We start from the raw sequence: 24,683 nt of genomic DNA on the forward strand, positions 1-24,683 counted from the left end.
AATTATTTGCTATGAAAAAATGGCGCATTGCATCCTTAATTGCTGTTTTGATGCTAATACTTTCGGGTTGTGGAAAGCCGTATCTATCAGCATTGGATCCAGCAGGTGAGGTAGCGAAGAAACAGTATGATTTAATGATACTCAGTACTGCCATTATGGTATTGGTAATCATTGTTGTTGTTATTCTTTTTGTACTTGCAATTTTAAAATTTCGTCGTAAAAAGGGAGATAATACAATCCCTAAGCAAATTGAGGGTAACCACAAATTAGAAATACTTTGGACGGTTATCCCGATTGTTTTATTAATCATCCTTGCAGTTCCAACGATTTATTATACATTTGATTTTGCAGATGTATCTGCCAAGGATGAAAAGGATAAGGATGGGAATCCTACAGCCTTAACTGTAAATGTAAGGGCTAATTATTACTGGTGGGAGTTTGAATATCCTGGCGAAGGTATCATGACAGGGCAAGAACTTGTTGTTCCAACTGATGAAAAGGTTTACTTTAATTTAACAGCGTCAGATGTAAAGCATTCCTTCTGGATTCCTTCAGCTGGGGGTAAGCTTGATACGAACACAGAGGGAGAAAATAGCTTCTGGCTTGAGTTTGATGATGGAAAAAGTGAAGAAGCCGGCAGGATTTTTTATGGAAAATGTGCTGAATTATGTGGGGCTTCCCATGCATTAATGGATTTCAAAGTGAAAGCTTTGCCAAGGGATGAATTTGACCAATGGGTAGCCAGCATGAAAGAAACAAAGCACACGGAAGTAAAACTTACTGATGCAACAGCAAGTGAAGGCCAGGAAATTTTCAATAAAAGCTGTATCGGATGTCATGCGATCGATTCCAATGATCAGCGACCGGAGCAGGCTCGATTAGCACCTAATCTATCAAATTTTGCTGATCGTGAAGTAGTAGCGGGTTATTTGGAAAATAATGAAGAAAATGTGAAGAAGTGGCTTAAGGATCCGGAGTCAGTTAAAGAAGGAAACAAAATGACTGACACTTACGGAGAGCTTTCTGATTCACAAATCGATGCGCTTACTAAGTACCTGGAAACCTTATCGCAAAAATAAGAGTTTGCTAGTTTTCAAAGGGGAGGTTAAAACGTGAGTACTATTGCTCAAAAAAAGGGGTTTCTTAGTGTCATTTGGGATTATTTAACGACTGTTGACCATAAGAAAATTGCCAAGCTCTATATCTTTGCAGGTGGATTTTTCTTCTTGCTAGGTGGGCTTGAGGCAATGTTTATAAGAATTCAGCTTGTAAAGCCAGAAAATGATTTTATCAGTGGTGGAATGTTTAACCAAATTATTACCATGCATGGAACAACCATGATTTTCCTTGCCGCCATGCCTTTATTGCTTGGATTTATGAATGCGATTATGCCGCTGCAAATCGGGGCTAGAGACGTAGCATTTCCATTTTTAAATTCATTAGGTTTTTGGTTGTTTTTCTTTGGAGGAGTCTTTTTAAACTTATCCTGGTTTATGGGCGGAGCGCCTGATGCCGGATGGACATCTTATGCAACTCTATCATTGGCTTCTGAAGGTCACGGTATAGATTTTTACATACTTGGACTTCAGATATCAGGTATGGGCTCGTTAATAGGGGGAATTAACTTCCTGGCCACAATTATTAATATGAGAGCACCTGGAATGACGTTTATGCGTATGCCGCTTTTCACGTGGACAACATTTGTGGCATCTGCCTTAATTCTATTTGCTTTCCCGCCGCTTACAGTTGGTTTGACACTAATGATGTTTGACCGTATGTTTGGTTCCAGTTTCTTTGTAACGGCTTTGGGTGGAAATACAATTATTTGGGAACATTTATTCTGGATCTTTGGACATCCGGAAGTATATATTTTGGTTCTTCCGGCATTCGGAATATTCTCTGAAATTATTCCAACATTCTCGAGAAAGAGATTATTTGGATACTCATCTATGGTCTTTGCAACCATTTTAATCGGTTTCCTAGGATTCATGGTATGGGCTCACCATATGTTTACGGTTGGTCTTGGGCCAGTCGCAAATGCGATATTCGCAGTAGCAACAATGGCGATAGCTGTTCCGACTGGTATAAAGATCTTCAACTGGATTTTCACGATGTGGGGTGGTCAGATTACGTTTACGACCCCTATGTTATACGCCGTTGCATTTATTCCATCTTTTGTAATGGGTGGAGTAACGGGAATTATGAATGCTGCAGCTCCGGCTGACTATCAGTATCATGATAGCTATTTCGTTGTTGCCCATTTCCACTATGTTATCGTCGGTGGAGTAGTTCTGGCCTTGTTGGCAGGTACACATTTTTACTGGCCAAAAATATTCGGTACAGTATTGAATGAATTCATGGGTAAAATCACATTCTGGTTATTCCTAATCGGATTCCATTTAACATTCTTTGTTCAACATTTCCTTGGATTAATGGGAATGCCTAGACGTGTTTTCACTTATTTGGACGGACAGGGATGGGATAATGGCAACTTAATATCTACTGTCGGTGCATTCATGATGGCTGTAGCAGTCATTATATTATTGGTTAATATCGTAGTTACTTCAGTTAAAAATGTTAAAGTCGGTAATGACCCATGGCAAGATGGACGTACACTTGAGTGGGCAATTTCTTCCCCGGCTCCTGAATACAACTTTGAAAGATTACCATTAGTAAGAGGATATGATGCATGGTGGCTTGAAAAAATGGAAGGTAGAAATGCGATGACACCGGCTGAACCTCTTGGTGATATCCATATGCCTAACAATTCAATTCTTCCTGTTATTATTTCTTTTGGATTGTTTGTTGCTGCATTTGGAGCACTTTATAATGCAACGGATAAAGAATGGACAGTCCCGGTAATGGTGATTGGTTTGTTGATTACCTTTATAGCTATGCTCATCCGTTCCGTTAAAGATGATCATGGGTATCATATCCATAAAGAAGATTTGGTATCTTCTAATGCTAAAAGTGATAAGGGGGTTGAGGTGTAATGAATGCAGGGCAAAAATTCACACCAGAAACATGGCCATCTCACCCTGAGAAACATACAGATGACGGAAAGCATAAATTTTTAGGTTTTTGGCTTTTCCTCGCTGCAGAGACAGTGCTTTTTGCTTCATTATTTGCAACATACTTAGCTCTGAAAGATAGTGTACCGCCTAATAAGGAAATGACTCTAGCCAAAGATTTATTTGATATGCCGCTGGCGTTTATTGCTACTATGCTGCTGTTAACCAGCTCATTAACAAGTGTTTATGCGATGTATCATATGAGAAACTACGATTTTAAACAAATGCAGTTTTGGCTGTTAATCACTGTTTTATTAGGGGCTGCTTTCCTGGGCTTAGAAATCTATGAATTTAATCATTATGTGCATGAATATCATCACACATTTACAGGTTCTGCATTTGGATCCGCCTTCTACACATTAGTCGGCTTCCATGGTGCCCATGTAACCTTTGGACTATTGTGGATTATTACGTTAATGCTCCGTAATTCGAAACGTGGCTTAAATCTGTATAATGCTCCGAAATTTTATGTTGCGAGCCTATACTGGCATTTTATCGACGTTGTATGGGTATTCATTTTTACAGTCGTTTACTTAATGGGAATGGTGGGGTGATGATAAATGGAAAATCAACCTAAAACACATCTTAGTAAAGAAGCTCTTAAATATAGACGTAAGAAAAATGCGGAAGATATGAAGATGCAGGTTATTACATTTATTATGATGATCTTTCTAACCTTAATTGCGTTCTTTGCAGTAGGTTATGATGGATTTTCCAAGTGGTTCGTTTTACCATTCATCTTGTTGCTTGCGGTAATCCAAGTCATTTTTCAGCTCTATTATTTCATGCATATGAATAAAGAAGGTCATGGAACGATGGCAGGATTTATGTATACCGGGTTACTGATCGGTGTGACTACTATCCTTGCATTTGTATTAATTGTGTGGATTTAAGATGGAATCGGCTTAACTTGTTAAGCCGATTTTTTTTAGAAACTAAAACTATATGATTTCTGGGTTATTTGATATTTTCTTGTGAATTTCTGGGCAGGAAAACTAATTATGAGGTGAGATAAATGGAATTAGATATATTTGGATTTAGGGCCCTATGGAGTCCTTACCTGTTCCTCGTGACACTATTGATCATAGCCTTCTATTTTTATATCACCTATTTTAAAGCAGGTGACCAATTTAAAAAGAAAGAAGCTGTATACTTCTCGATAGCTATGATTCTTTTATACATGATAAAGGGGTCGCCAATAGATTTATTGGGACATCTTTCTTTTACGGTTCATATGGTTCAAATGGCTTTTTTATTTTTAGTTATTCCACCATTTTTTCTATTGGGATTGCCGGATTGGTTACTAAAAAAGTTCGTATTTAAAAAATGGTTTTTAATGATTACACAACCATTAATAACATTGATTTTCTTTAATGGACTGTTTTCTTTTTACCATGTTCCGTCAATTTTTGATATCGTCAAAGTCAATATGTTGCTTCATGGGCTTTTCACAGTGGTATTGTTTATTTCCTCGCTGTTCATGTGGTGGCATCTAGTTAATAAAATCGAAGAAAGCCAGCGATTATCAGGATTAAAGAAAATTGGCTATATCTTTGCCAATGGTATATTAATTACACCGGCCTGTGCGCTTATCATCTTTTCTAAAGATCCCATGTATGCAACCTATGCAGATCCAGCTGTATGGATGGAGGCGATGAAATTGTGTGTTCCTGCCGGTACCTTATCCACTTTGGACTTAAGCAGTCCTCAAATGTTTATAAATATGCCGGCTGTTGAAGATCAGCAAACAGGCGGTGTAATTATGAAAATAATTCAAGAAATAGTATATGGAATTATCCTGGCTACAACTTTCTTCACTTGGTTTAAAGAAGATACCAAACATGCGGATGCAGAAACAAAACGTTTTATGGAGGCAAATCCGCATTTAGGGAACTAATTAATAATAGTGAAACTTTAGTGAATACTGTATAATAATTTGAGTTTTCAAATTTAGTATTTTACAATTATAGAGTTAACAGAATAAGTAAAGTGAGGTTCCACCATTATGAGCAGTTCATTACCAGTCCTGCCTACGATCAGCACGGCTTGTATCGTAATCAGCGCAATCCTTGTAGGCTTTGGAGTATGGCAAGTAAAAAAGGGGAATATAAAGGTCCACGAAAAATTAATGTTTTGGGCAGCTGTTTTTGCAGTTGTGTTCTTCATTATTTATGCAAGTAGAACGTTATTTATAGGGAACACGGCATTTGGAGGACCTGAATCAATTAAAATTTACTATACAATCTTTTTAATCTCACATATTACATTGGCTACAATTGGAGCCATAATGGGGATTATCAGTCTGTATTATGGTTTTAAAGGGAAGATTGAGAAACATCGAAAAATCGCTCCGCCTACTAGCATCATTTGGATGGTGAACGCGGTTGCTGGTGTCACGGTATATTTATTGCTTTATGTAATATACGAAGGTGGTAAAACAACAAGTGTATTTAAAGCGATTATTGGTTCATAAAAAATAAAAGTTGCATAGGGAAAACGGGTCGTCTCATAGAATTAGAGATGACCTTTTTTCGTTTCTTACTTTTACATGACGGCTTAGGAATGGATTCTGTCAGGACTGGCTGATGTTTATCATAGGCTTTATTTAGAGGCAATTAATCGGAGGTGCGGTAATGAAACAAATTAGGACTAATCGCATTCTTATCTTCCCTTGTTCCATCTCATTGGCTAAGTCTCTTATTTTGTACCCGTATGATTTCAAAATGGTATCGCCGGTAATTGTTCCTGAATCTTTCCCATCTGATCGCGTAAAATGTATACTCCCTCTTTTAATAGAATTATATGAATTGGAGGGTGGGGATGTAGGTTGGTGGATCTGTTTTATTATTGATTTGCAAAGCCAAAAATTCATCGGAGAGTTGGAGTTGGAGGGAGAAGGTGAAGAATTAACCTTTTCCTTAACCTTTACAAATGCTCAGACAGAAAAAGAATTTGTATCTGAAGTTATGGAGGGTTTTTTCTATTATATTCATAAAATAGGGATTGCCAAAATGATCCAAACAGAAATAGCAGATAAACGTTTTTATTATAAGGAAACCTTAAAAAAGTATGGATTTAAAGCAGTGGGAGTGGAGGGGGATTATTGTTTAATGAGAAAAAAAATAAAATAAGCCTGCGGAGATCATACAATCTGCAGGCTTATTTAATAATCCTTTATTCCACTTCTACAAATATATCCAGTTCAGCTTTAACTGCCGCAAGAACTGTCTCGCATTGTTTTTGAAGAGATGTAGGAAAATGCTCTGTTTCACCATATTCAACACCATGTGGATAATAGTGTTTACCTAGGACTGGTGTCATGAGTTGGATAGTTGCCCGATGTGCACCTACGTCACCTTCAACCGCATAGCCAAAGACACGTAAATAAAAAGTGCCATCCCTTAATTCATATTTCTTATCGTAGGATACGCGTTCGTAATCCCATTGTTCGGCTCTGACTAAACCGTTTTCACTCATAACCTCATCTAGCCTGTTAAGGTTAACTTGGTATTTTTCAAGTCCTGTATTTTCAAATCTCATCTTATTTCCTCCTATCCCCTTTTAGAAAATGCTTTGTTCGGTATGAAACAAGTTTTGGAAATTCTCAATTTTAATTTTAGTATTATTTTACCTTATCTGCAATAAATTGTTCTTTTATAGAGGCAGAAAGGTAAATTCGTTCATTTTGCTATCCAATATGTTTATATTATACTTATTTTTCATTGTTTACATTTAAGTGATAGGTTTGTTTGAATTCTAATGGTATAATAAAAAAATATAAAGTAAGAATGACAGGAGGGACCACCTCTGAAATTGGTCTTTAGGGTTTTCTTTAGTTTAATTTTAATCACCATCTTCGGCATCTATGTAACGGTTAAAGATGATGTCAAAGAAAATACAGCTATCATTGATCAAAATTCCGTTAATGAAAATACAATGGAAACTTCGGATAAGATTAAAGAATTAACAGATAACGAATCCAGACCTGAACAGGGTGTATCTAAATGGATTGGTAAAACCAGTAATCAGTTACTGGATGAATATGGGGAGCCAGACCGTATTGATCCTTCAGCTTATGGATATAACTGGTGGATCTATAATGATACATTAAGTAAGTATATACAATTTGGCGTAAACGAAAAAGATAAAAAAATTGTAACCCTATACAGTTCAGCAGAAGATATTAATTTATATCCATTCTTTATTGATCAAACAGTGGAGTCCTTGTATAAGGAATTGAATATGAATAGTTATATAGAACTGAATTGGAAAGGCACTGAATATCGTTTCGAGTTGTCGGAAGAAGATCTTCATTATCGCCCTCTAATAAAGTTTGGCGATATGTATGCTCAGGTTTATTTGGATAAAATTCTCGGTCAGGTATCAGGTGTGAGGTTTATGGATGCAAAGACATTGATTATGCATAAGCCATATGAGCTGACATACCGTGGAGAATTGGATGAACCTGAAGAGTTAACGGATGAAGAATGGAAGCTGGTTGAAGAAGGAAGTCAGCAGCAAATTCTTGATTTGACAAATATCATACGAACACGTTTTGACTTAGGTACCCTTGAATTTGATGAAAAAATTTCAGCTGTGGCATTTAAACATAGCGAAGACATGATGGTGAATGAGTATTTCGATCATGTATCACCCGATGATAAAGATGTTGGTGATCGTTTGAAGGAAGGCGGTGTTTCTTACTACTCAGCTGGCGAAAACATAGCTGCTCAGTATACAGATGCAATTGCGGCTGTTGAAGGATGGTTAAATAGTAAAGGGCACAGAGATATAATGTTAAATGAAGATTTTACGCGCCTTGGTGTGGGAGTATATAAAAGATACTATACTCAAAACTTTGTTGCGTTATCTGATTAAATGATACAAAAAAGAGCACTGAAGGAAAGTATTTCTCCTCAGTGCTCTTTTTTGTGTGTAAATATTATTTGTATAAAGGAAGTCTATGTGCGGAATTCTTTGGAAATATGCATCACTTTTCTATATATCGAAACATATACTACCCTAGGCGTATGTCATGTGGTGAGGTGAAATTAAATGGATGATTCCAAATTGCATCCTTCTGTCCAGGATTTTAAGCTTTTTCTTAAGAGTAATCCGAAAATCGTAAAAGATGTAAGAATGGGTAAGAAAACATGGCAGGAAATTTATGAAGATTGGTCTTTGCTGGGTGATCAGGATGAAGTGTGGAATGAATATAAAGAGGAAAAAAAGGAAAAGGATGAGACTGAAAAAACAGATAAGGGCGAGTTTATTTCGCAGCTTTTAAATCAACTTAAAAAAATGGACCCTGATCAAATTCAAAAACAAATTGGGAATTTTAGTCAGGTTTTAGGAGTGGTTCAGGGAGTCATCTCTCAATTTCAATCTTCCGGACAATCAGAAAGTGCACCACCTCCCGTCCAGAATAATCATCCTTTCAAATTTCGGCAAGATTAGCTAGGTAGGAGTGAGAGCTTGAGACAAGATATCTATGAATTAATTGAGGCAGATGAAGATTTACTGAGTTTTTTGAGGCAACAACCAATCTGGTACAGACGTTTGAGCAGAAATCCACAGGATTTTTCGAAATTTGATACTGAATCTAAGTACTTTTTTAAAAAAACGATTCCGGATCGTGTTCATCAGCTTTCAAACAGCGTTCAAATGGCTTCTATGATGGTTTCGATGTTTCAGTCAATGAATACTGGTGAATAACGGTTCCTAAAAAAAATGAGGACGTTCTGTAAGAGTAGATGAAGTAAGGGGTGTTTGGCAGCGAATTACTTCTTCTACTTACCAAAGTAATAGGGGACAAGCCATATATCTTTTATAGGTGGATAATATTTCTAAGTTATAGCATCCTTGGATATTACATGGTATGATAAAGTTGGAGGTGAGTATTTTCATGCTTGCTACTATTGAAACGGTTGAAATCATTGACCATGCTGAACAATTGGCTAAAGATATAATGAACTCAGATATAGCTAAGCAATACTTTTTAAGTTTAACTCAGATGTATAAGGATAAAACGGCCCAGAAAAAAATTCAAGCGTTTAATTCTTTAAAGGACGCTTACGAAGAAGTACAGCGTTTCGGAAGATACCATCCGGATTATCGTACTGTCTCTAAAGCAATTCGTGAGGCTAAAAGAGAAATGGACCTTCATCCATCTGTTATTGAATATAAACAGGCTGAAACAAACTTACAGCAATTACTTGATGAAATTAGTATGCTGATTGGTCATTCAGTATCCCCTCATATAAAAGTCCCGACAGGAAATCCGTTTTTTGAATCATCCTGTAGCGGAGGCTGTGGCAGCGGAGGAAGCTGTGGATGTTCCTGATAGGAACGAGAAAAAAGGCAATCCCAGAACAAATGGGGTTGCCTTTTGGTATATGGCCGAAATTAGATTTTGTAGCAACTAATACAAACGTTGAGGTTGTATGATAAACCTATCCGATTCTCCATAGGAAAGTGGGATCGATATCTTTTCTATTATGCAGTTTCATTTAAAGTACTCCTATCATTTTTGATATAAACTCTGATTGTGCAGACCTATCCAAGGAGATAATCGAGTTAGTTGCAATCTCTAGATTTATTCACTAATTCTGCATAGCATTTCTAAATATTGATACATCTTTTAGTAATATGGTACACTAAATATAAATTGCATCCTAAAGGGGTATGTATATGTTTGTAGAAAGGCAAAGCCTGATTGTTTGGCTGCATAGTCTAAAACAAGTGAAAACTCTGCGTAAAACAGGCAATCTGCATTATGTTTCCCGCAAATTAAAATATGCCGTATTATATGTAAATATGGACGAAATAGAAGCAGTTTCAGAAAAATTATCTTCCTATGCTTTTGTCAAAAAAGTTGAATTTTCTCAAAAACCTTTTATTAAAACTGAATTTGAGAGTAAAAAGCATGAAAAAGAAAAGGAAGAATATAGAATAGGCATTTAAAGAAAACCGGATCCTAATGGGTCCGGTTTTTCTTTATTGCCATGGGGGTAAAAAACGGTTCATGCGCAGGATACCTATTAAATACTGATAATAAAGGTCAGGGTCAGCAAAAGTAGATGAATGCCTAACTTCCAACGATATAATTTCTTTACCTTGCTCCTTGGCTGCTTGGTCAAAAAGTTCATAACGCTTGCTTGGCTTATTAACTAAAACAGGTATTCCTTCTCTGCAAATATAAAGTGGGATGAAGTCGCCATAGCTTGATTTTTTCATAACCAATACAAACGACATGACTTTGCCGCTAGGTCCCTCTGACTGTAAGCATAAAAAATAATTGATTCGATATTGATTAGCCTTTGCTAATTCCAATAGCTCATAAAGGTCAGAATATCCGGGGCCTAGTTCTATAAAACGTTGATTCATTCTTGTTTTTCCTCCTGTAAATCGGATATTGATAAGTGTATCATAATCCGGTCTAGTTCATCAGGAATATAAATGTATCCCAATAAAGTGTTCGAATCAACTGTTCTATTAATCAAATTAGTTATTTTTGAAACTGTCCACCTTGTTCACTGTGGAAAAAATGGGTGTCGGTTGATCTGTAGTTAAATCACCTAAAAGAAAAGCCCTGGCACACATAGGCGCCAGGGCTTCCTTCTACGCGCTTTTACAAACGCAGAAGGCAAAGGGAGAGGAGAAACCGGAGGAAGAACTTATGGGGAAACGTAAGTCTTCTCCGCGGTTGGCAACAACACCTCTGAAGATGTTGTTGTTAGTAGTATGACCAAATCAACCTGAACTATTCACTGATCGCAGAAATTTGATTTCTATTTGTGAAATCAAGATTTTGTGGTAGGATATTTTAGAAAGTTGAATACATATGAAATTTGGTGACAGATTATGCGAGTCATTTCAGGTACTTGTAAAGGAAGGCCATTAAAGGCTGTTCCAGGCATGACAACCCGGCCAACAACGGACAAAGTAAAAGAATCTTTATTTAATATTGTAGGACCATATTTTGAAGGTGGAGCGGTTCTGGATTTATTTTCAGGAAGCGGATCCCTTGGGCTTGAAGCCTTGAGCAGAGGAATGGAAAAAGGAGTTTTTGTTGATAAGGACTCAAAAGCTATTCAAATTATTAAAACGAATATCAGTTCATGTAAATTCGAAAGTCAATCCGAGGTACATAGGAGTGATGCTTTAAGATCATTAAAAGCTCTTGGAAAGAGAAAAGCTCAATTTGACCTCATTTTTATGGATCCTCCCTATAAAATAGCTAATATGATACCTGTTCTTATTGAAGAAATCGAAAGTGCTGAATTATTGGCAGAAGACGGTATGATAATATGCGAACATGGAGAAGAATTAACGTTGCCTGAAAAGATTGGTAATTTTACTAAGTTCCGTGTTGAAAAGTATGGCATTACGGCTGTGTCCTTTTTTGAGCGTTAAATATTTATAGAAATGGGGGGAGAATAGTGAAGAAAATAGCTGTATGTCCTGGAAGTTTTGATCCTATAACATATGGACATCTTGATATTATTCAAAGAGGAGCAAACATATTTGACGAAATATATGTCGGTGTCCTTCATAATTCTGCTAAAAAATCTCTATTTACTGTGGAGGAGAGAGTGCAAATCATTGAAGAAGCAACTGCCCATATACCAAATGTGAAAGTGGATAGCTTTCAGGGGTTGCTCGTGGATTATGCTAAGGCAAGAAATGCAAATGCAGTCATCCGAGGGTTGAGAGCCGTTTCTGACTTCGAGTATGAGATGCAAATCACCTCTATGAATCGCTTATTAAACGATCAAATTGAAACATTCTTTATCATGACAAATAATCAATATTCTTTTTTGAGCTCATCGATCGTAAAAGAAGTAGCGAAGTACGGTGGAGATGTTTCAGAGCTTGTTCCTGAATGTGTACAAAAACGGCTGAGAATAAAGATGTCTGAATAAAATGTACTCATTTATATTGCTGTTAAAAAGAAGCCAATCCTACTTAAATTAGGGATTGGCTTTTTATATGGATTTCCTATACTGTATGTATAATAAAAGGGTGTAGCCAGCCAAAGAAAGAATAGTAATCAATGCACCGTAATTAAGGAAGAAACTGAAGATAGTGCTGGATAATCCCTGCGTTTCCATTGAAAAAACAAATTCGGTGATTGATGTATTTTCAGAAGTAGATAATCGCAGATATACAGGTTTCCACAAAATCAATGTAAGTATCGCAGCAAAAAATGTATGGATGAGGCGTGCAAGAAAGAATGGTTTAAAGCGTATATCTGTTTCGGCTAAGATGCTGGCAACTTGAGCTTGTATACTGAATCCTCCAAATGCGAGTAAAGCACTGACTATGATTGCTTGTGTCAATAGTGTTGCACCGCCAGCTTGGCTTGTTAATTGCGATCCCAACGTGATTTCAAATAACCCCGAAATAAAAGGGATGCTTAAAGTAGATGGCAGATGAAGCGTGTGGAACAGGCTGCTGAAAATGGATGCAAAGAAGCTGGTAATATGTAAGTGAAACAATAGCTTGTTGATCACGGAAAAAATAATGATAAATCCTCCAATCATCAAAAGGGTTTGTATGGAGGAATTAACTGCGTCTCCTAATATTTTTCCAAATGGCCGCTGGTCATTTAGACGGGTACGGTGCATACTTTTTAAAGCTGTCATGATTGGGAAAATACTTGTATCTTTTTTACTGCGGTTAAGATTTTTTTTCTCTTCATTTCTCCCGTAAAACCTCATTACTAAACCGACGAAAATATTCGCTGCATAATGAGTTAATCCTAAAAGTATTCCAAGTTTAGCATTATTAAAAAAACCGATAGATACAGCACCGAAAATAAATAATGGATTCGATGAGCTGGTAAACGACACTAACCGTTCAGCTTCTATTCTGGATAGCTGACCTTCATCTCTCAGCCTAGCTGTTAGTTTTGCTCCAGAAGGATTACCGGATGCAAGTCCCATTGCCCATACAAATCCTCCTACTCCTGGTACCTTAAACAATGGACGCATTAGTGGCTCTAAAAAGACACCCAGTAGTTTTACGACACCAAATGCAATCAACATTTCTGCAATAATTAAAAAAGGCAATAAGGAAGGAAAGACAATTTCAAGCCATATATTCAACCCTCGAACAGAGGCTTCGAAGGCTTCCTGTGGCATCAAGATCAATGCAGCTGCCATAATAACTGCAATTAACGCAAAAAGCATTGATTTTAAGATTGATTTATCCAATTTATATCCCTTCCCTTATTAAATTTAAGCGTGGTAAATAATCTGGTGCTAAAATATATTTAGTAAAATCAAAAGAAGTTTTGTATATAGCTGGGTTGTCCCCAATAACAAAATATACTCAAAGTAAAATAATTTAGAACTAAGACTCCTATTAAGGGAACATGCCTTAAATCAGTACGGATAAAGGAGAGTCAAAAGAAATGGAACCTAAAATTGGATTAGCGCTTGGCTCTGGTGGTGCAAGGGGATTTGCACATATTGGTTTATTAAAAGTGCTAAATAGTGAAGGTATAAATATCGACTGCATAGCCGGGAGCAGTATGGGAGCTTTAATAGGCAGTTTTTATGCAAGTGGATCAGATTTAGAACTGCTGCAAAAAGTTTCGTTGCAATTTAAAAGAAAATACTTTATGGATCTGACTGTACCGAGATTAGGTTTTGTAGCCGGGAAAAAGATTGAGGAATACATTCGATTATTTACAAAAAATCAAAATATAGAGGATCTTTCAATTCCATTGGCTATAGTGGCAACGGATATAGAAAAAGGAGAGAGAGTTATTTTTACGGAAGGTCCGGTTTATGAAGCGGTAAGAGCTAGTATATCGATACCTGGCATTTTTGTGCCTAAACGGATCAATGGGAAATTACTTGTAGATGGAGGATTAATGGATCGGGTCCCTGTCTCGGTTGTGAAAGAAATGGGAGCGGATATTGTGATTGCAAGCGATGTCTCTGCAACAAGAGGAGATACGGATATTGAATCTATATACGATGTTATTTTTAAAAGTTTAGATATACTGCAAATGGAAATTGTCAAAATGAAAGGGATTAACGCTGACGTAATGATTCAGCCTGCTGTAGAATCATTTAGTTCATTGGCATTTACAAACATTCTTGAAATTATTATGATTGGGGAGCAAGAAGCAAGAAAAAAACTGCCGGAGATTAAAGAGGCCATACAGCATTGGAAGGAGAAAAAAGATGAAGCATAAGCGTAAACTTAATATAGGCAAAATTGGGGTTGCAGTTCTATTGCTGGCATTTCTGGCTGCATTTTATAAATTGCCTTATTATGTTTCCACCCCTGGGTCGGCGGAGACATTGGAGCAATTTGTAGAGGTTGAAAATGGAAGTGAAGCAGATGGCTCTTTTATGCTGACAACGATCCGAATGGGCAGAGCGAATATTTATACATATGCATGGGCTAAAATAGCAGATTATCATAGGATTTATGAACTGGAACAAATTAGAAGTCAGGATGAAACCGATGAAGAATATACGGTTAGACAATTGAAATTGATGGATGATTCCCAAACATCCGCTATCCTGAACGGGTATAAAAAAGCAGGCTATGAAGCCAAAGTAAAAGTAGAAGGCATATATGTGCTGCAGATTGCCAAGGGTAAACCTGCAGACGGAGTATTGAAACCTGGAGATCGAATTATTAAAGTCGATGGAAGTGAAATTGAGTCAAGTGAATTTTTCATAGACTATATCTCCTCGAAAAAAGCTGGGGCCCAAGTGAAATTAGAAATAAAGCGTGATAATAAAAATATTGTTAAGACACTTCAATTGGAGATGCTAGAGGAAACTGGACGAGTTGGCGTCGGCATTACCTTGGTTGAGGATCGAAGTGTTGAAACAGACCGAGATATCGAGATAAACGCAGATAGCATTGGGGGGCCTTCTGCTGGGTTAATGTTTACATTGGAGATCTTTAATCAATTAACGGAAGAGGATTACACGAAAGGGAAGAAAATAGCAGGAACAGGTACCATTTCTGATGATGGAACAGTCGGTCCTATCGGTGGTGTTGATCAGAAAATTGTAACAGCTGATCGTGCAGATGCGGAAGTGTTTTTTGCACCCAATCAACAAGGTGCTGAGGAATCGGATTATAAAATTGCTGTAAAAACAGCAGAAGAGATTGGAACAGATATGATTATTGTTCCTGTGGACACAGTTGATGATGCACTGGATTATTTAAAAAGCATGAAATAAGAGCTGCTTGATTTAAAGCAGAAGCCATTGATTCGTACGGTGAATCAATGGCTTCGTTTTTTAATCAGTTAATACAATGGGTGACATATATTCACGTTTTTGAGCTTTCATAGAAATAGCTGAGGGAAGAGCGGCAGCATGAACAATGGCAGCCCTCTTATCAATATTTATTAAAGGATTTTTACAGGCTGCTAGGCGTGATACGATCTGATTTCCCTTTTCTTTTTTTATGCTTTTTAAATATTGCTGCCCGGCAGCTGTAAATCCCAATACGCGAATATATGGCGGAGTCAGGTCTTTTGGCATTTCATCTCTTGTGAAATTTAACAGCGTATAGGTTAGTATTCTTTGTAGCCGAGTCCAGGTATAACGCTTCGTTTTAATTAATGACATAAAATCCATGAAATTACTGGCGCGTTCAGCGGCTTCAATTAATCGATTCTCTAAGCCCTCTTTCATTTCGTAAATTTGGGCAAGAGATTCTGCGGGCGTCGTGATTAATTTAACTTTTAAAAATGGCCAATACAACTCCCAATTATGCAAAGTGCGCTGCTCTGTTAGATATGCTTTTAGATGGGCAAATGTTGTATCCGGAACAAAGGAAGAGATAGCATCCAGTTTACCGCTTTCCATTAATTCTTTCCGTATACCAGTTGCACTTGCTATTGTACCTGGCATGAGAGTTGGATCGTGATATCCGGAACCTGTTCGTTTAATGGTTACTGGCTCGATGGATAATTTATGTTTTAAAATCGCGGATACATAGTGATATCCAAGGATATTATTAGGCTGGTCTAAAGAAAGCATAGAAGGATGACGCGCTTGTAGTTCCGAAAAGGCCAGAGAGGCAGCCTTGGGGTAGCTGTATCCCTCCTTGCTATAGTGCTGTATCCATTGATCGATTTCCTTAGAATTTTCCTGAATAATTGAGTATGTATGTATAAAAGGTTCTATTTCTCCTTGCTCGCTGCCAAAACAAACAGACTGACAGCCAACTTCCTCTAATAATAGGATAGATGCTTCGGAGAAATATTCAGCCTTTTGAACAGCATGAACAAATGGAAGTTCGATGATTAGATCAATACCAGCCTTTAAGGCCATGGAAGTCCTTGTCCATTTATCCACCAGGGCTGGTTCCCCCCGCTGAAGGAAATTTCCGCTCATCACGCCTATGGTCACATCAGCATTTGTAATAGCTTTGGCTTGTTGTAAATGATATAAATGTCCATTATGAAAAGGATTATATTCTACTACAAGTCCCAGGGCATTCATATTGTACACCTCCTGATAAATGGTTGTTTTTTTTATAGTATATGATGGAGGAATCAGGAAGCAAGCATTCCCTAAACTTGCACTTGATTAATTCTGTTTTCAAAATGAAACATTTCGGGTAAAATAAATAGATAAGCGCTTAAAATTTGCATAAGGGTATCACATATGGCTGTAAAGAAAAAACATTGACAAATGAATTTACCAAAGCTATAATTACCTTTGTTGCCTTGAGGTGATATAATATGAAATGGACAATTCCACAACTGCAAAAATTTCGCGACAATGGTTTTAATGTAGATGAGACAGCAGATCTTTCTGAACTGAAAAAGGCAGATCCGCAAATTCGTGATATTTCACCAATTCGTGTATTTGGGAAAGCTGACTTGAGTTCCAATCGAGTTACTTTTCATTTGAAAATATCTGGTACATTGACATTACCATGTTCAAGAACCTTAGTTGATGTCCCATTCCCAATCGATGTTCAAACAACAGAGACATACCTTTTTAATCAATATGAAGGTATGGAGACTGAGGATGGAGAATATCATGTGGCTGAGGGTGATGTAGTGGATCTTACGCCGGTAATCAAAGAAATAATTCTCACGGAGATTCCATTGCAGGTATTCTGTGATACGGATCATCCTGTAGGTGCTGCTCCGCTAGCTGGAGATGACTGGGAATTAATCTTAGAGGACCAACAAGTTAAAAAAGTTGACCCAAGACTGGCAAAGTTGGCCCATTTTTTTGACAACAATGATGATAACAGTGAAAAATGAAAGACTACATAAGTCTTCCATAGAACCATCGTTTTTTAAGGAGGTGTAAAACATGGCTGTACCTTTCAGAAGAACTTCGAAAACTAGAAAGAGATTGCGTCGTACGCATTTCAAACTTCAAGTCCCTGGTATGGTTGAATGCCCAAACTGCGGTGAAATGAAATTATCTCACCGTATCTGTAAAGCATGTGGAACATACAAAGGAAAAGAAGTTGTAAATAAATAATCAACTCGAGAGAACACAGGGAAACCTGTGTTCTTTTTTGTTTTTAAGGGGGATTCACGGTGAAAGAAGTGATTGTGGAGAAAAAAGAAGGATATTTGCTTGTTACGCTAAACCGGCCGCATGTTAGGAACGCCATAAATTTTGAGGTTATGGATTTATTGGAAGAGTCCATCGAACAAGTGAAAACGGATGGAAATTGTAAGGCCATGGTGATCACAGGAACTGGTAATGTTTTTTGTTCGGGTGGTGATTTAAAAGTCTTTCATCTTCTTGATAATCAAAAAGATGCTTACCAAATGTTATCGCGTATGGGAGAAATTTTATATAAAATAGCTACTTTGCCGAAGCCTGTTTTTGCTTTTTTAAATGGACCGGCTGTCGGCGGTGGATTGGAACTGGCTACAGCATGTGATTTTCGATATGTAAAAAAAGGATCTTTTATGGGCTTTATTCAAATTCAGCAGGGAATTACCACCGGTTGGGGCGGTGGAGCTCTTTTACTTGAGAGGGTGGCAGAATCCAAGGGACTGGAATGGCTGATGTCGGGGAGAAAATTTACTGAAGAAGAGGCAAGCTTGTATGGATTTGCAAATGGCGTTGTGTCAAATATAGATGAGAAAACCATAGTAGGGATTATTGAGCCTATTATTAAAAATGATATTAATGCGTTGATGGCGTATAAAAGTATGACTATCCGCAAAAAGAAAGCATCTGATTTGTATAAACGGATGCAAGAAGAGATTAAACGATGTTCAGAGTTATGGGTATTACCATTCCATATGGAGACTGTGGAACGATTTCAGAAAAAGTCTCAATAAGAAGCGATTATCATGTTAATAGAATCTTGTTTATTCTATCTTTCCTACTAGACGCATATGATTGAATATTATGAATGCTTATTGGGGGGAAGAGTGGATGACAGGTTCAAGGCAGGATGGATGGTCGCAGGACGAGGATGTATATTTGGCGGAGGTGGTATTACGCCATATCCGTGAGGGAAGCACACAATTAAAAGCATTTGAAGAGGTTGGTAAAGGGTTGTCGAGAACTCCGGCTGCATGTGGCTTTAGATGGAATTCTTATGTCCGTAAGCAATATTCGGAAGGGATAGAGCTGGCTAAAAAAGTACGTAAAGATCTTAAAAAATCGCTAGGGACTGCGGAATTGGAGGTGGAGCAGCCGCAGTGTGAGGAACAAAAAATCTCGGTCGGAATAGTTGGGGATGCTGAGCTCAATCTTTCTCTAGATACGGTTATTGCCTATTTAACCAACTTAAAGAGTAGGTTGGAAGAACGATCATTCCGCTCGCCTGAAGAATTACTGCTGGAATACTCAGAGTTAAAAAAGCACGCAGATTATTTAGTTCAAGAGAGAGATACAGTAGAAATACGATTTAAGCAGATGGAGAAGGATTACCGTGGATTGCTTGATTTACTGAATCGGGCACGTCAATTATCGGAGGAAAAATGATGATTGCTACAGGAGCATGCCTTTTTAAAAGGTGTGCTTCTATTAATGTTTGATGAAAAGAAAAAGCTTTCTCGCTGGAAAGCTTAAAGTCAATCTATTTATCATTATTAGGCTGCCAAATCAGTGGGTTCTCTCCTAAATCTCTTTCCATATCATACTCTACAGGTTCGAAGCCTTGTTTTTCCCAAAAATTACGTGAATGGACTCTTGGGTTTGTTTTGATTGGTAGGCCAAGATCTTTGGAGAATTGGACGAGCATGGAGCCGTATCCCTTTTTTTGATAATCCGGTAAAACTTCAAGCTTCCATATTTCGTAGTAATCCTGTGGAGGGTCAAAATATTTATCAAACCTGGCATCGATTTTATAAAGACTCATCCTGGCAACTAATTTATCCCCAAAATAGATGCCGTAAAAAGGTGATTCGCTATTATCTTCAATAAGATTTGCCTGCAGATCTTCAAGCATGGATAATTCTTGCAAACCATATTCCTTAAATTTCTTGAATTCTTCAAGCGTGCGGTAGTTAACGCGTAATTTTTCAACCTTTACACTCACTTCATAGCCCCCTTAAATGTATGTGAAAAGTTTATACTTATATTTCCATTATAGCTAAATATATAGAAAAATCATAATTTTTAGTCGTCAGGACGGCTACTGAAACACTTGTTGAATGAGGATCGGCCGAATAAGTGTGAATAAGTGTGAAATTCAGCCGAATAAGTAGGTTATCTGGCCAATCGACAAAGAAATAGAGCGGAGTTCATGATTAATCCAGCCACAAGAATGAAGTGGTTGATAAGCGATGGGTAATCCAGCCGTATAAGTTATGCTATTCCTCCAAACTACAAGGAAATAGAGCGGAAGCCATCGATAATTCAGCTAAATGACGATTGACTCAAAACAGGATGAGTTATCTTTTCATCATACATAGCAAATGTTACAATTATTGCAAAAGATCACTTGGAGGAGAACATGAGGATTGGGATAATAGGAGGAGGGGCAATTGGATTATTGGCAGCTTCCAAGCTGAGTGATAACCATCAAATTACGCTATTCACGCACACATCATTACAAGCGGACGAAATCAATAAAAAAGGAATCACCCTGATTGACATGCAGGGTGAGCATAATTATAAAAATATTAATGCGGTATGTATTAATGATTCGGAAGAATTAATTCAAAGACAAGAAATCATCATTCTAACCGTAAAGCAGACCGCTCTCATAAATCTATGGTCTCTACTAGAAGAGAATGCATCTGCAGTTGTCTTTTTGCAAAATGGTATGAGTCATTTCGCTCATTTACCTGCATTGCTGGTTTCCACAATCTATACTGGGATTGTTGAGCATGGTGCCATTCGGGAAAATAATCATACGGTTCACCATACAGGAATTGGAATGATAAAAATGGGCTTATATAGAGGAAGGAAGCTGCCGGGTATGGAATATTTGGATACGGATGGTTTTCCGGTGCAATTGCTCCCTGATATCAAATTAATTCATACTGAAAAATTGATTATTAATTCTGTTATAAACCCGTTGACCAGTATACTAGGGGTTCGCAACGGAGAATTAATAAAAAATACATATTACATTAAGCTGGTGGAATCCATCTGTCAGGAGGTTTGTCATTCGTTATTAATTCCGGAGGCTGAGCATCAGATTTATTTGGAGAGAATTATTACAATATGTGGTCGAACAGCCAAGAATACCTCTTCTATGTTAAGGGATCTTCAGTTGGATAAAAAGACTGAAATAGAGGCAATCCTTGGATATTGTATTCGCGAAGCAGATAAGAATGATATCCCAGCACCTCAATGTAAAATGCTGTTTAATATGGTGCGTGGTATGGAAGAAAGTGAGGAGATGTGAGTGGACAGCTTATTAGCAGGCCTTATCGCTATTTGCGTAATCATGCCAATTATTGTTTATTTGACCGTATATACAATTTCCCGACAGATGCTTAAAAATAACAAAAAGGCAGTCAGGCTTTCTGCCGACGCTACGACGGTTTTTTTGATTATGGCAGTTCATTATGCAATCATCGCTCTTTTTGAACATTCATACTTATGGATTATTTTAATTGTCTTGATTATAATCGCTTCCGCTGTGTTGTTTATGCATTACAAAGTAAGGGAAGAGGTTGACTTGAAAAGAGTTTTCACTGGTTTTTGGAGAGCTTCATTCCTGTTATTCTCTGCCGCCTATTTTTTATTGGCCGCAATTGGGATTCTTGAGAGAATAGTAAAAGTATTTACATAGGCGAGTAGCAATACCTTTTAAAGCTTTCAAAGGGAATGATATACTGTTATATGAATTTGTTCAAAAGGAGACAACCATTGATGATGGAATACATAAAAATGAATCTTCCAGCTATGAATAGTTTTGCATCTGACTATATCAAGGGAAGTATAAATAAATCTTTTGCAGAGTATGATTGGAAGAATGAGAAGCATATTCAAGATCGGGCGGATTGGCTTGATGGTCGAACTTATCCACGAGATGAAATGGCAACCTATATTGAATCCTTCATGAGTAAATATGGAATATCAGAGCAAGTAAAGGAAAATATCGATGCCTTGCGTGAGGATGCTTTAGTAATCGTTGGAGGCCAGCAAGCAGGGTTATTGACTGGACCGCTGTATTCTATTCATAAAGTTATCTCGATTATAAAATTGGCAAAGGAACAAAGTGAAAGATTAAATAAAAGGGTAGTCCCAATCTTCTGGATTGCTGGTGAGGATCATGATTACCAAGAGATTAATCATGTTTACGCTGAAGAGGGGCATGAAACTAAAAAAATCGTGTACCCGGAAAAACCTTTATCGAAAAAAATGATATCTGATATTAATATGAATCCGGATATAGCGAAAGATTGGCTGCAGGATGTATTTTCCTTATGGGGAGAGACAGAGCGTACGAACGAATTGCTGGATTGGGCGGAAAAAGCAATTGATCAATCCGAAACCATCACCGATTTTTTCGCTATTCTTATAAATGATCTCTTTAAAATGCATGGTCTCTTAATGGTGGATTCAGGCGACCCAGGCTTTAGGAAGCTGGCTGGGCCTGTCTATCAGCAAATTGCTTATGAAGCAGGAATTAGCAAAGCCGTAATTGAACAGCAAAATCTTTTGAAAAAAAACGGATATAATCCGATTATTGATCTTGATGAACAATGTACGAACTTATTTTACTACGAGCCTTCAACTCTTAACCGGCTGCTGTTGGAACGTGAAGAAGGTTCAAGTGACTTAATTGGGAAGGGAAGCGGAATTAAATTATCCCAAATAGAGCTGGATCGTTTACTATCTAAACATCCAGAGTATTTCAGTACAAATGTTGTATCTCGTCCACTTTTACAGGAAAAACTGTTTCCTGTCTTAGGATTTATAGCTGGACCCGGCGAGATTGCCTATTGGAGTGAAATTAAACCTGCGTTTGCCATGACTGGAGAAAAGATGCCACCGATATGGCCTCGACTTTCCTTTACGTTATTGGAAGGAAATATTGAAAGATTATTAGAGGAACTTAATCTTCCCTTGGAAAAAGTTTTGAGAAAAGGTTGTTCAGAGGATAGGGAGTTCTATCTGGAAGAATTGCGTAAACAGGCTCCGGATACATATAGCAGTATAATTAAAAATCTGGAATCTGCTCATCTTACGTGGCAACAAAAAGCGGTTGAATTCGATAAAGGATTGGAACCTCTTTTCGAAAAAAATCGCCACTTGATTAAAGAACAGCTCCTTTTTATGCAGAAAAAGGTGGAGAGCCATTTAGAGAGAAAAAATGAAGAAACGATTGCAAAATACAATCGTGTCGAAAATAGTCTCCATCCGGCAAGCGGCCTGCAGGAAAGAATTCTCAATCCGTTTTACTTTTTCAATCAATATGGGACATTATGGGTCGATTGCCTCTTGGCGGAACCGCTCGAATTTGATGGGTCGCATTATGTCGTAACCATATAAAGATGCTGTAAGAACTTAAGTGGAGATTTGCTTCGTTTGACAATAAATAAAGAGTGAATTATGGAAGCTTTTGTCCAAATAGAACATAAAAAAACAGATAATAATATCTAGAAAAAACTGTCTTAGAAAGGCAGTTTTTTTTGTTTTTCTAGGCTTGGCTGAAATCAATGAATCATAGTCTGAAATTTTATTCAAATATTAAAGTTTTTTTATATAAATTGTGGAGAAAAGTGGGGCGATGTGGTACTCTAAGGTGGAGAAGTGGGGTGAAGGACATGTTCATGGGTGAATACCATCATTCAATTGATTCAAAAGGACGCATAATCATACCTTCTAAATTTCGGGAAAGTTTAGGCGATATGTTTGTAATTACACGCGGCCTTGATCAATGCCTGTTTGGATATCCACTGGATGAATGGTCTCAACTTGAAGAAAAACTAAAAGGCCTTCCACTTACGAAGAAGGATGCAAGAGCATTTACCCGTTTCTTTTTTTCAGGTGCGACTGAATGTGAACTGGATAAACAGGGACGTGTGAACATCCCGGGACCACTTTTAAACTATGGAAAATTGGAAAAAGAATGCGTAGTTTTAGGAGTATCTAACCGGATAGAAATATGGAGTAAATCAATATGGGAAGAATATTTCTCGGAATCAGAAGAATCTTTCTCAGAGATTGCTGAAAATATGATTGGTTTTGATATTTAATGCGCATACTTCCTTTCAGGAAGGTGAAGAAATGTTTAATCATACGACTGTACTATTAAAAGAAGCTGTGGATGGACTGAATATAAAACCTGACGGTATCTATGTTGATTGTACCCTTGGGGGCGCAGGACACAGTGAATTAATTGCGAAGTCTTTATCCGGACAAGGAAGATTAATATCGTTTGACCAGGATGAGACTGCATTAAAGCATGCAGAGAAGAAGCTAGAGCCTTATATGGACAAGGTAACATTAATTAATAGTAATTTTGTTTATTTTGATGAAAAACTCACTGAATTAGGTATTACAAAGATAGACGGTATTCTATACGATCTGGGTGTTTCATCTCCTCAATTTGATACCCCGGAAAGAGGATTCAGCTATAACCATGACGCATTACTTGATATGCGAATGGATCTATCATCTCCTTTAACAGCTTATGATGTAGTGAATAGCTGGACATACGAAGAGTTGGTCCGGATTTTCTTTAGGTACGGTGAGGAAAAGTTTTCGAAACAAATTGCCCGCAAAATCGAACAAGCCAGAGAGATTGGGCCAATTCGTACAACCTTTGATTTGGTAGATATTATTAAGGAAGCTATCCCTGCTCCAGCAAGGCGAAAAGGCGGACATCCCGCTAAGCGAATCTTTCAAGCCATACGAATAGCCGTGAATGATGAACTGAGAGTTTTTGAAGTATCTTTAGAAAAAGTGCTTCCTATGCTCAATAAAGGCGGCAGAATTTCAGTGATTACGTTCCATTCGTTGGAAGATCGGATTTGCAAAAGCTTCTTTAAAGAACATTCGGAATTACCGCCAATGCCACATGGATTGCCGATTATTCCAAAAGAATTCGAGCCGGATTTAAAGTTGATAACCAGAAAACCGATTTTACCGAGTGAAGAAGAAGTGGAAGCGAATAAAAGAGCGCGTTCAGCTAAATTAAGAATAGCAGAAAAGAAATGAATAGATTATG

Annotated in this window: 30 protein-coding genes; 25 read left to right on the forward strand and 5 right to left on the reverse strand. The window is 37.5% G+C overall.

The window, feature by feature from the left end; all coding sequences use genetic code 11:
- The first annotated feature begins 11 nt into the window (after positions 1-11).
- From coxB to AC4BHA_RS04825, 7 genes are all read left to right on the forward strand, one after another.
- Positions 12-1,079, forward strand: coding sequence for a cytochrome c oxidase subunit II (gene coxB, locus AC4BHA_RS04795; RefSeq protein ID WP_066100788.1), 1,068 nt, complete (start codon positions 12-14; stop codon positions 1,077-1,079).
- A 33-nt stretch (positions 1,080-1,112) separates the two neighbouring features.
- On the forward strand, positions 1,113-2,993 hold the full coding sequence (gene ctaD, locus AC4BHA_RS04800; RefSeq protein WP_066100787.1) for a cytochrome c oxidase subunit I: 1,881 nt from the start codon (positions 1,113-1,115) through the stop codon (positions 2,991-2,993).
- Positions 2,993-3,625, forward strand: a complete 633-nt coding sequence (locus AC4BHA_RS04805; protein WP_066100784.1) for a cytochrome (ubi)quinol oxidase subunit III — start codon at positions 2,993-2,995, stop codon at positions 3,623-3,625. The genes ctaD and AC4BHA_RS04805 overlap by 1 nt, the downstream gene beginning before the upstream one ends.
- A 6-nt stretch (positions 3,626-3,631) precedes the next feature.
- On the forward strand, positions 3,632-3,964 hold the full coding sequence (gene ctaF, locus AC4BHA_RS04810; RefSeq protein WP_066100781.1) for a cytochrome c oxidase subunit IVB: 333 nt from the start codon (positions 3,632-3,634) through the stop codon (positions 3,962-3,964).
- Positions 3,965-4,086: 122 nt separating this feature from the next.
- Positions 4,087-4,968: a cytochrome c oxidase assembly factor CtaG gene (gene ctaG / locus AC4BHA_RS04815; RefSeq protein ID WP_066100778.1), complete on the forward strand. Its 882-nt coding sequence runs from the start codon at positions 4,087-4,089 to the stop codon at positions 4,966-4,968.
- Between the two features lie 108 nt (positions 4,969-5,076).
- Entirely contained in the window at positions 5,077-5,544 is a 468-nt protein-coding gene (locus AC4BHA_RS04820) for a DUF420 domain-containing protein (RefSeq protein ID WP_490558231.1), read from the forward strand.
- Positions 5,545-5,704: 160 nt separating this feature from the next.
- Positions 5,705-6,202: a hypothetical protein gene (locus tag AC4BHA_RS04825; protein WP_490558232.1), complete on the forward strand. Its 498-nt coding sequence runs from the start codon at positions 5,705-5,707 to the stop codon at positions 6,200-6,202.
- A 43-nt stretch (positions 6,203-6,245) separates the two neighbouring features.
- Here the strand turns inward: AC4BHA_RS04825 and AC4BHA_RS04830 are convergent, their stop codons facing one another.
- Positions 6,246-6,611 (reverse strand): YugN family protein, encoded by a 366-nt coding sequence (locus AC4BHA_RS04830; RefSeq protein ID WP_066100769.1) that lies wholly within the window; start codon positions 6,609-6,611, stop codon positions 6,246-6,248.
- A 273-nt stretch (positions 6,612-6,884) separates the two neighbouring features.
- Here AC4BHA_RS04830 and AC4BHA_RS04835 point away from each other — a divergent pair, with 273 nt between their 5' ends.
- From AC4BHA_RS04835 to AC4BHA_RS04855, 5 genes are all read left to right on the forward strand, one after another.
- Positions 6,885-7,949, forward strand: a complete 1,065-nt coding sequence (locus tag AC4BHA_RS04835; protein WP_139063788.1) for a CAP domain-containing protein — start codon at positions 6,885-6,887, stop codon at positions 7,947-7,949.
- 177 nt (positions 7,950-8,126) lie between these two features.
- Complete coding sequence (ylbD, locus tag AC4BHA_RS04840) at positions 8,127-8,528, forward strand: spore coat protein YlbD (protein ID WP_490551852.1); 402 nt, start codon at positions 8,127-8,129, stop codon at positions 8,526-8,528.
- A gap of 18 nt (positions 8,529-8,546) precedes the next feature.
- The gene (locus tag AC4BHA_RS04845; protein WP_490551851.1) at positions 8,547-8,786 is read left to right on the forward strand and encodes a YlbE-like family protein; all 240 of its coding nucleotides are present in this window, start codon (positions 8,547-8,549) and stop codon (positions 8,784-8,786) included.
- 190 nt (positions 8,787-8,976) lie between these two features.
- Positions 8,977-9,414: a YlbF/YmcA family competence regulator gene (locus AC4BHA_RS04850; RefSeq protein ID WP_066100761.1), complete on the forward strand. Its 438-nt coding sequence runs from the start codon at positions 8,977-8,979 to the stop codon at positions 9,412-9,414.
- Positions 9,415-9,761: 347 nt separating this feature from the next.
- Positions 9,762-10,034: a YlbG family protein gene (locus tag AC4BHA_RS04855; RefSeq protein WP_066100758.1), complete on the forward strand. Its 273-nt coding sequence runs from the start codon at positions 9,762-9,764 to the stop codon at positions 10,032-10,034.
- A 33-nt stretch (positions 10,035-10,067) separates the two neighbouring features.
- Here AC4BHA_RS04855 and AC4BHA_RS04860 read toward each other — a convergent pair whose 3' ends face one another.
- Complete coding sequence (locus AC4BHA_RS04860; RefSeq protein WP_066100755.1) at positions 10,068-10,457, reverse strand: DUF7147 family protein; 390 nt, start codon at positions 10,455-10,457, stop codon at positions 10,068-10,070.
- Positions 10,458-10,934: 477 nt separating this feature from the next.
- On the opposite strand from AC4BHA_RS04860, the gene rsmD reads away from it, so the two are divergent.
- Positions 10,935-11,486, forward strand: a complete 552-nt coding sequence (rsmD, locus tag AC4BHA_RS04865) for a 16S rRNA (guanine(966)-N(2))-methyltransferase RsmD (RefSeq protein WP_066100754.1) — start codon at positions 10,935-10,937, stop codon at positions 11,484-11,486.
- 26 nt (positions 11,487-11,512) lie between these two features.
- A complete protein-coding gene (gene coaD / locus AC4BHA_RS04870) occupies positions 11,513-11,995 on the forward strand; it encodes a pantetheine-phosphate adenylyltransferase (protein ID WP_066100752.1) in 483 nt (160 codons plus the stop codon).
- A 63-nt stretch (positions 11,996-12,058) separates the two neighbouring features.
- Here coaD and ylbJ read toward each other — a convergent pair whose 3' ends face one another.
- Positions 12,059-13,288 carry a sporulation integral membrane protein YlbJ gene (ylbJ, locus tag AC4BHA_RS04875; RefSeq protein ID WP_066100751.1) on the reverse strand — a complete coding sequence of 410 codons (1,230 nt, stop codon included), beginning with the start codon at positions 13,286-13,288 and terminating at the stop codon, positions 12,059-12,061.
- A gap of 200 nt (positions 13,289-13,488) precedes the next feature.
- Here ylbJ and AC4BHA_RS04880 point away from each other — a divergent pair, with 200 nt between their 5' ends.
- Entirely contained in the window at positions 13,489-14,280 is a 792-nt protein-coding gene (locus AC4BHA_RS04880) for a patatin-like phospholipase family protein (RefSeq protein WP_066100748.1), read from the forward strand.
- Positions 14,270-15,289, forward strand: a complete 1,020-nt coding sequence (locus AC4BHA_RS04885; RefSeq protein WP_490558233.1) for a SepM family pheromone-processing serine protease — start codon at positions 14,270-14,272, stop codon at positions 15,287-15,289. Before AC4BHA_RS04880 ends, AC4BHA_RS04885 begins: the two co-directional genes overlap by 11 nt.
- A gap of 60 nt (positions 15,290-15,349) precedes the next feature.
- Here the strand turns inward: AC4BHA_RS04885 and AC4BHA_RS04890 are convergent, their stop codons facing one another.
- A complete protein-coding gene (locus tag AC4BHA_RS04890; RefSeq protein WP_139891306.1) occupies positions 15,350-16,561 on the reverse strand; it encodes a nucleotidyltransferase in 1,212 nt (403 codons plus the stop codon).
- Between the two features lie 242 nt (positions 16,562-16,803).
- On the opposite strand from AC4BHA_RS04890, the gene AC4BHA_RS04895 reads away from it, so the two are divergent.
- From AC4BHA_RS04895 to AC4BHA_RS04910, 4 genes are all read left to right on the forward strand, one after another.
- Complete coding sequence (locus AC4BHA_RS04895) at positions 16,804-17,337, forward strand: YceD family protein (protein WP_066100738.1); 534 nt, start codon at positions 16,804-16,806, stop codon at positions 17,335-17,337.
- 52 nt (positions 17,338-17,389) lie between these two features.
- On the forward strand, positions 17,390-17,563 hold the full coding sequence (rpmF, locus tag AC4BHA_RS04900; RefSeq protein ID WP_066100735.1) for a 50S ribosomal protein L32: 174 nt from the start codon (positions 17,390-17,392) through the stop codon (positions 17,561-17,563).
- A 59-nt stretch (positions 17,564-17,622) separates the two neighbouring features.
- Complete coding sequence (locus AC4BHA_RS04905) at positions 17,623-18,381, forward strand: enoyl-CoA hydratase/isomerase family protein (protein WP_066100732.1); 759 nt, start codon at positions 17,623-17,625, stop codon at positions 18,379-18,381.
- A 97-nt stretch (positions 18,382-18,478) separates the two neighbouring features.
- Positions 18,479-19,033 (forward strand): RsfA family transcriptional regulator, encoded by a 555-nt coding sequence (locus tag AC4BHA_RS04910; RefSeq protein WP_139891304.1) that lies wholly within the window; start codon positions 18,479-18,481, stop codon positions 19,031-19,033.
- A 94-nt stretch (positions 19,034-19,127) separates the two neighbouring features.
- Here AC4BHA_RS04910 and AC4BHA_RS04915 read toward each other — a convergent pair whose 3' ends face one another.
- Entirely contained in the window at positions 19,128-19,589 is a 462-nt protein-coding gene (locus tag AC4BHA_RS04915) for an N-acetyltransferase (RefSeq protein WP_066100726.1), read from the reverse strand.
- A 417-nt stretch (positions 19,590-20,006) separates the two neighbouring features.
- Between AC4BHA_RS04915 and AC4BHA_RS04920 the strand changes: the two genes are divergently transcribed.
- From AC4BHA_RS04920 to rsmH, 5 genes are all read left to right on the forward strand, one after another.
- Complete coding sequence (locus AC4BHA_RS04920; protein ID WP_490558234.1) at positions 20,007-20,906, forward strand: 2-dehydropantoate 2-reductase; 900 nt, start codon at positions 20,007-20,009, stop codon at positions 20,904-20,906.
- A complete protein-coding gene (locus AC4BHA_RS04925) occupies positions 20,907-21,296 on the forward strand; it encodes a DUF3397 domain-containing protein (RefSeq protein WP_077247941.1) in 390 nt (129 codons plus the stop codon).
- Positions 21,297-21,376: 80 nt separating this feature from the next.
- The gene (bshC, locus tag AC4BHA_RS04930; RefSeq protein ID WP_490558235.1) at positions 21,377-23,002 is read left to right on the forward strand and encodes a bacillithiol biosynthesis cysteine-adding enzyme BshC; all 1,626 of its coding nucleotides are present in this window, start codon (positions 21,377-21,379) and stop codon (positions 23,000-23,002) included.
- A 275-nt stretch (positions 23,003-23,277) separates the two neighbouring features.
- Positions 23,278-23,709 carry a division/cell wall cluster transcriptional repressor MraZ gene (gene mraZ, locus AC4BHA_RS04935; protein WP_066102303.1) on the forward strand — a complete coding sequence of 144 codons (432 nt, stop codon included), beginning with the start codon at positions 23,278-23,280 and terminating at the stop codon, positions 23,707-23,709.
- Between the two features lie 31 nt (positions 23,710-23,740).
- Entirely contained in the window at positions 23,741-24,673 is a 933-nt protein-coding gene (gene rsmH, locus AC4BHA_RS04940) for a 16S rRNA (cytosine(1402)-N(4))-methyltransferase RsmH (protein WP_066102300.1), read from the forward strand.
- Positions 24,674-24,683 lie beyond the last annotated feature (10 nt).

It is taken from the genome of Pradoshia sp. Z3_51 (genome assembly GCF_058215915.1).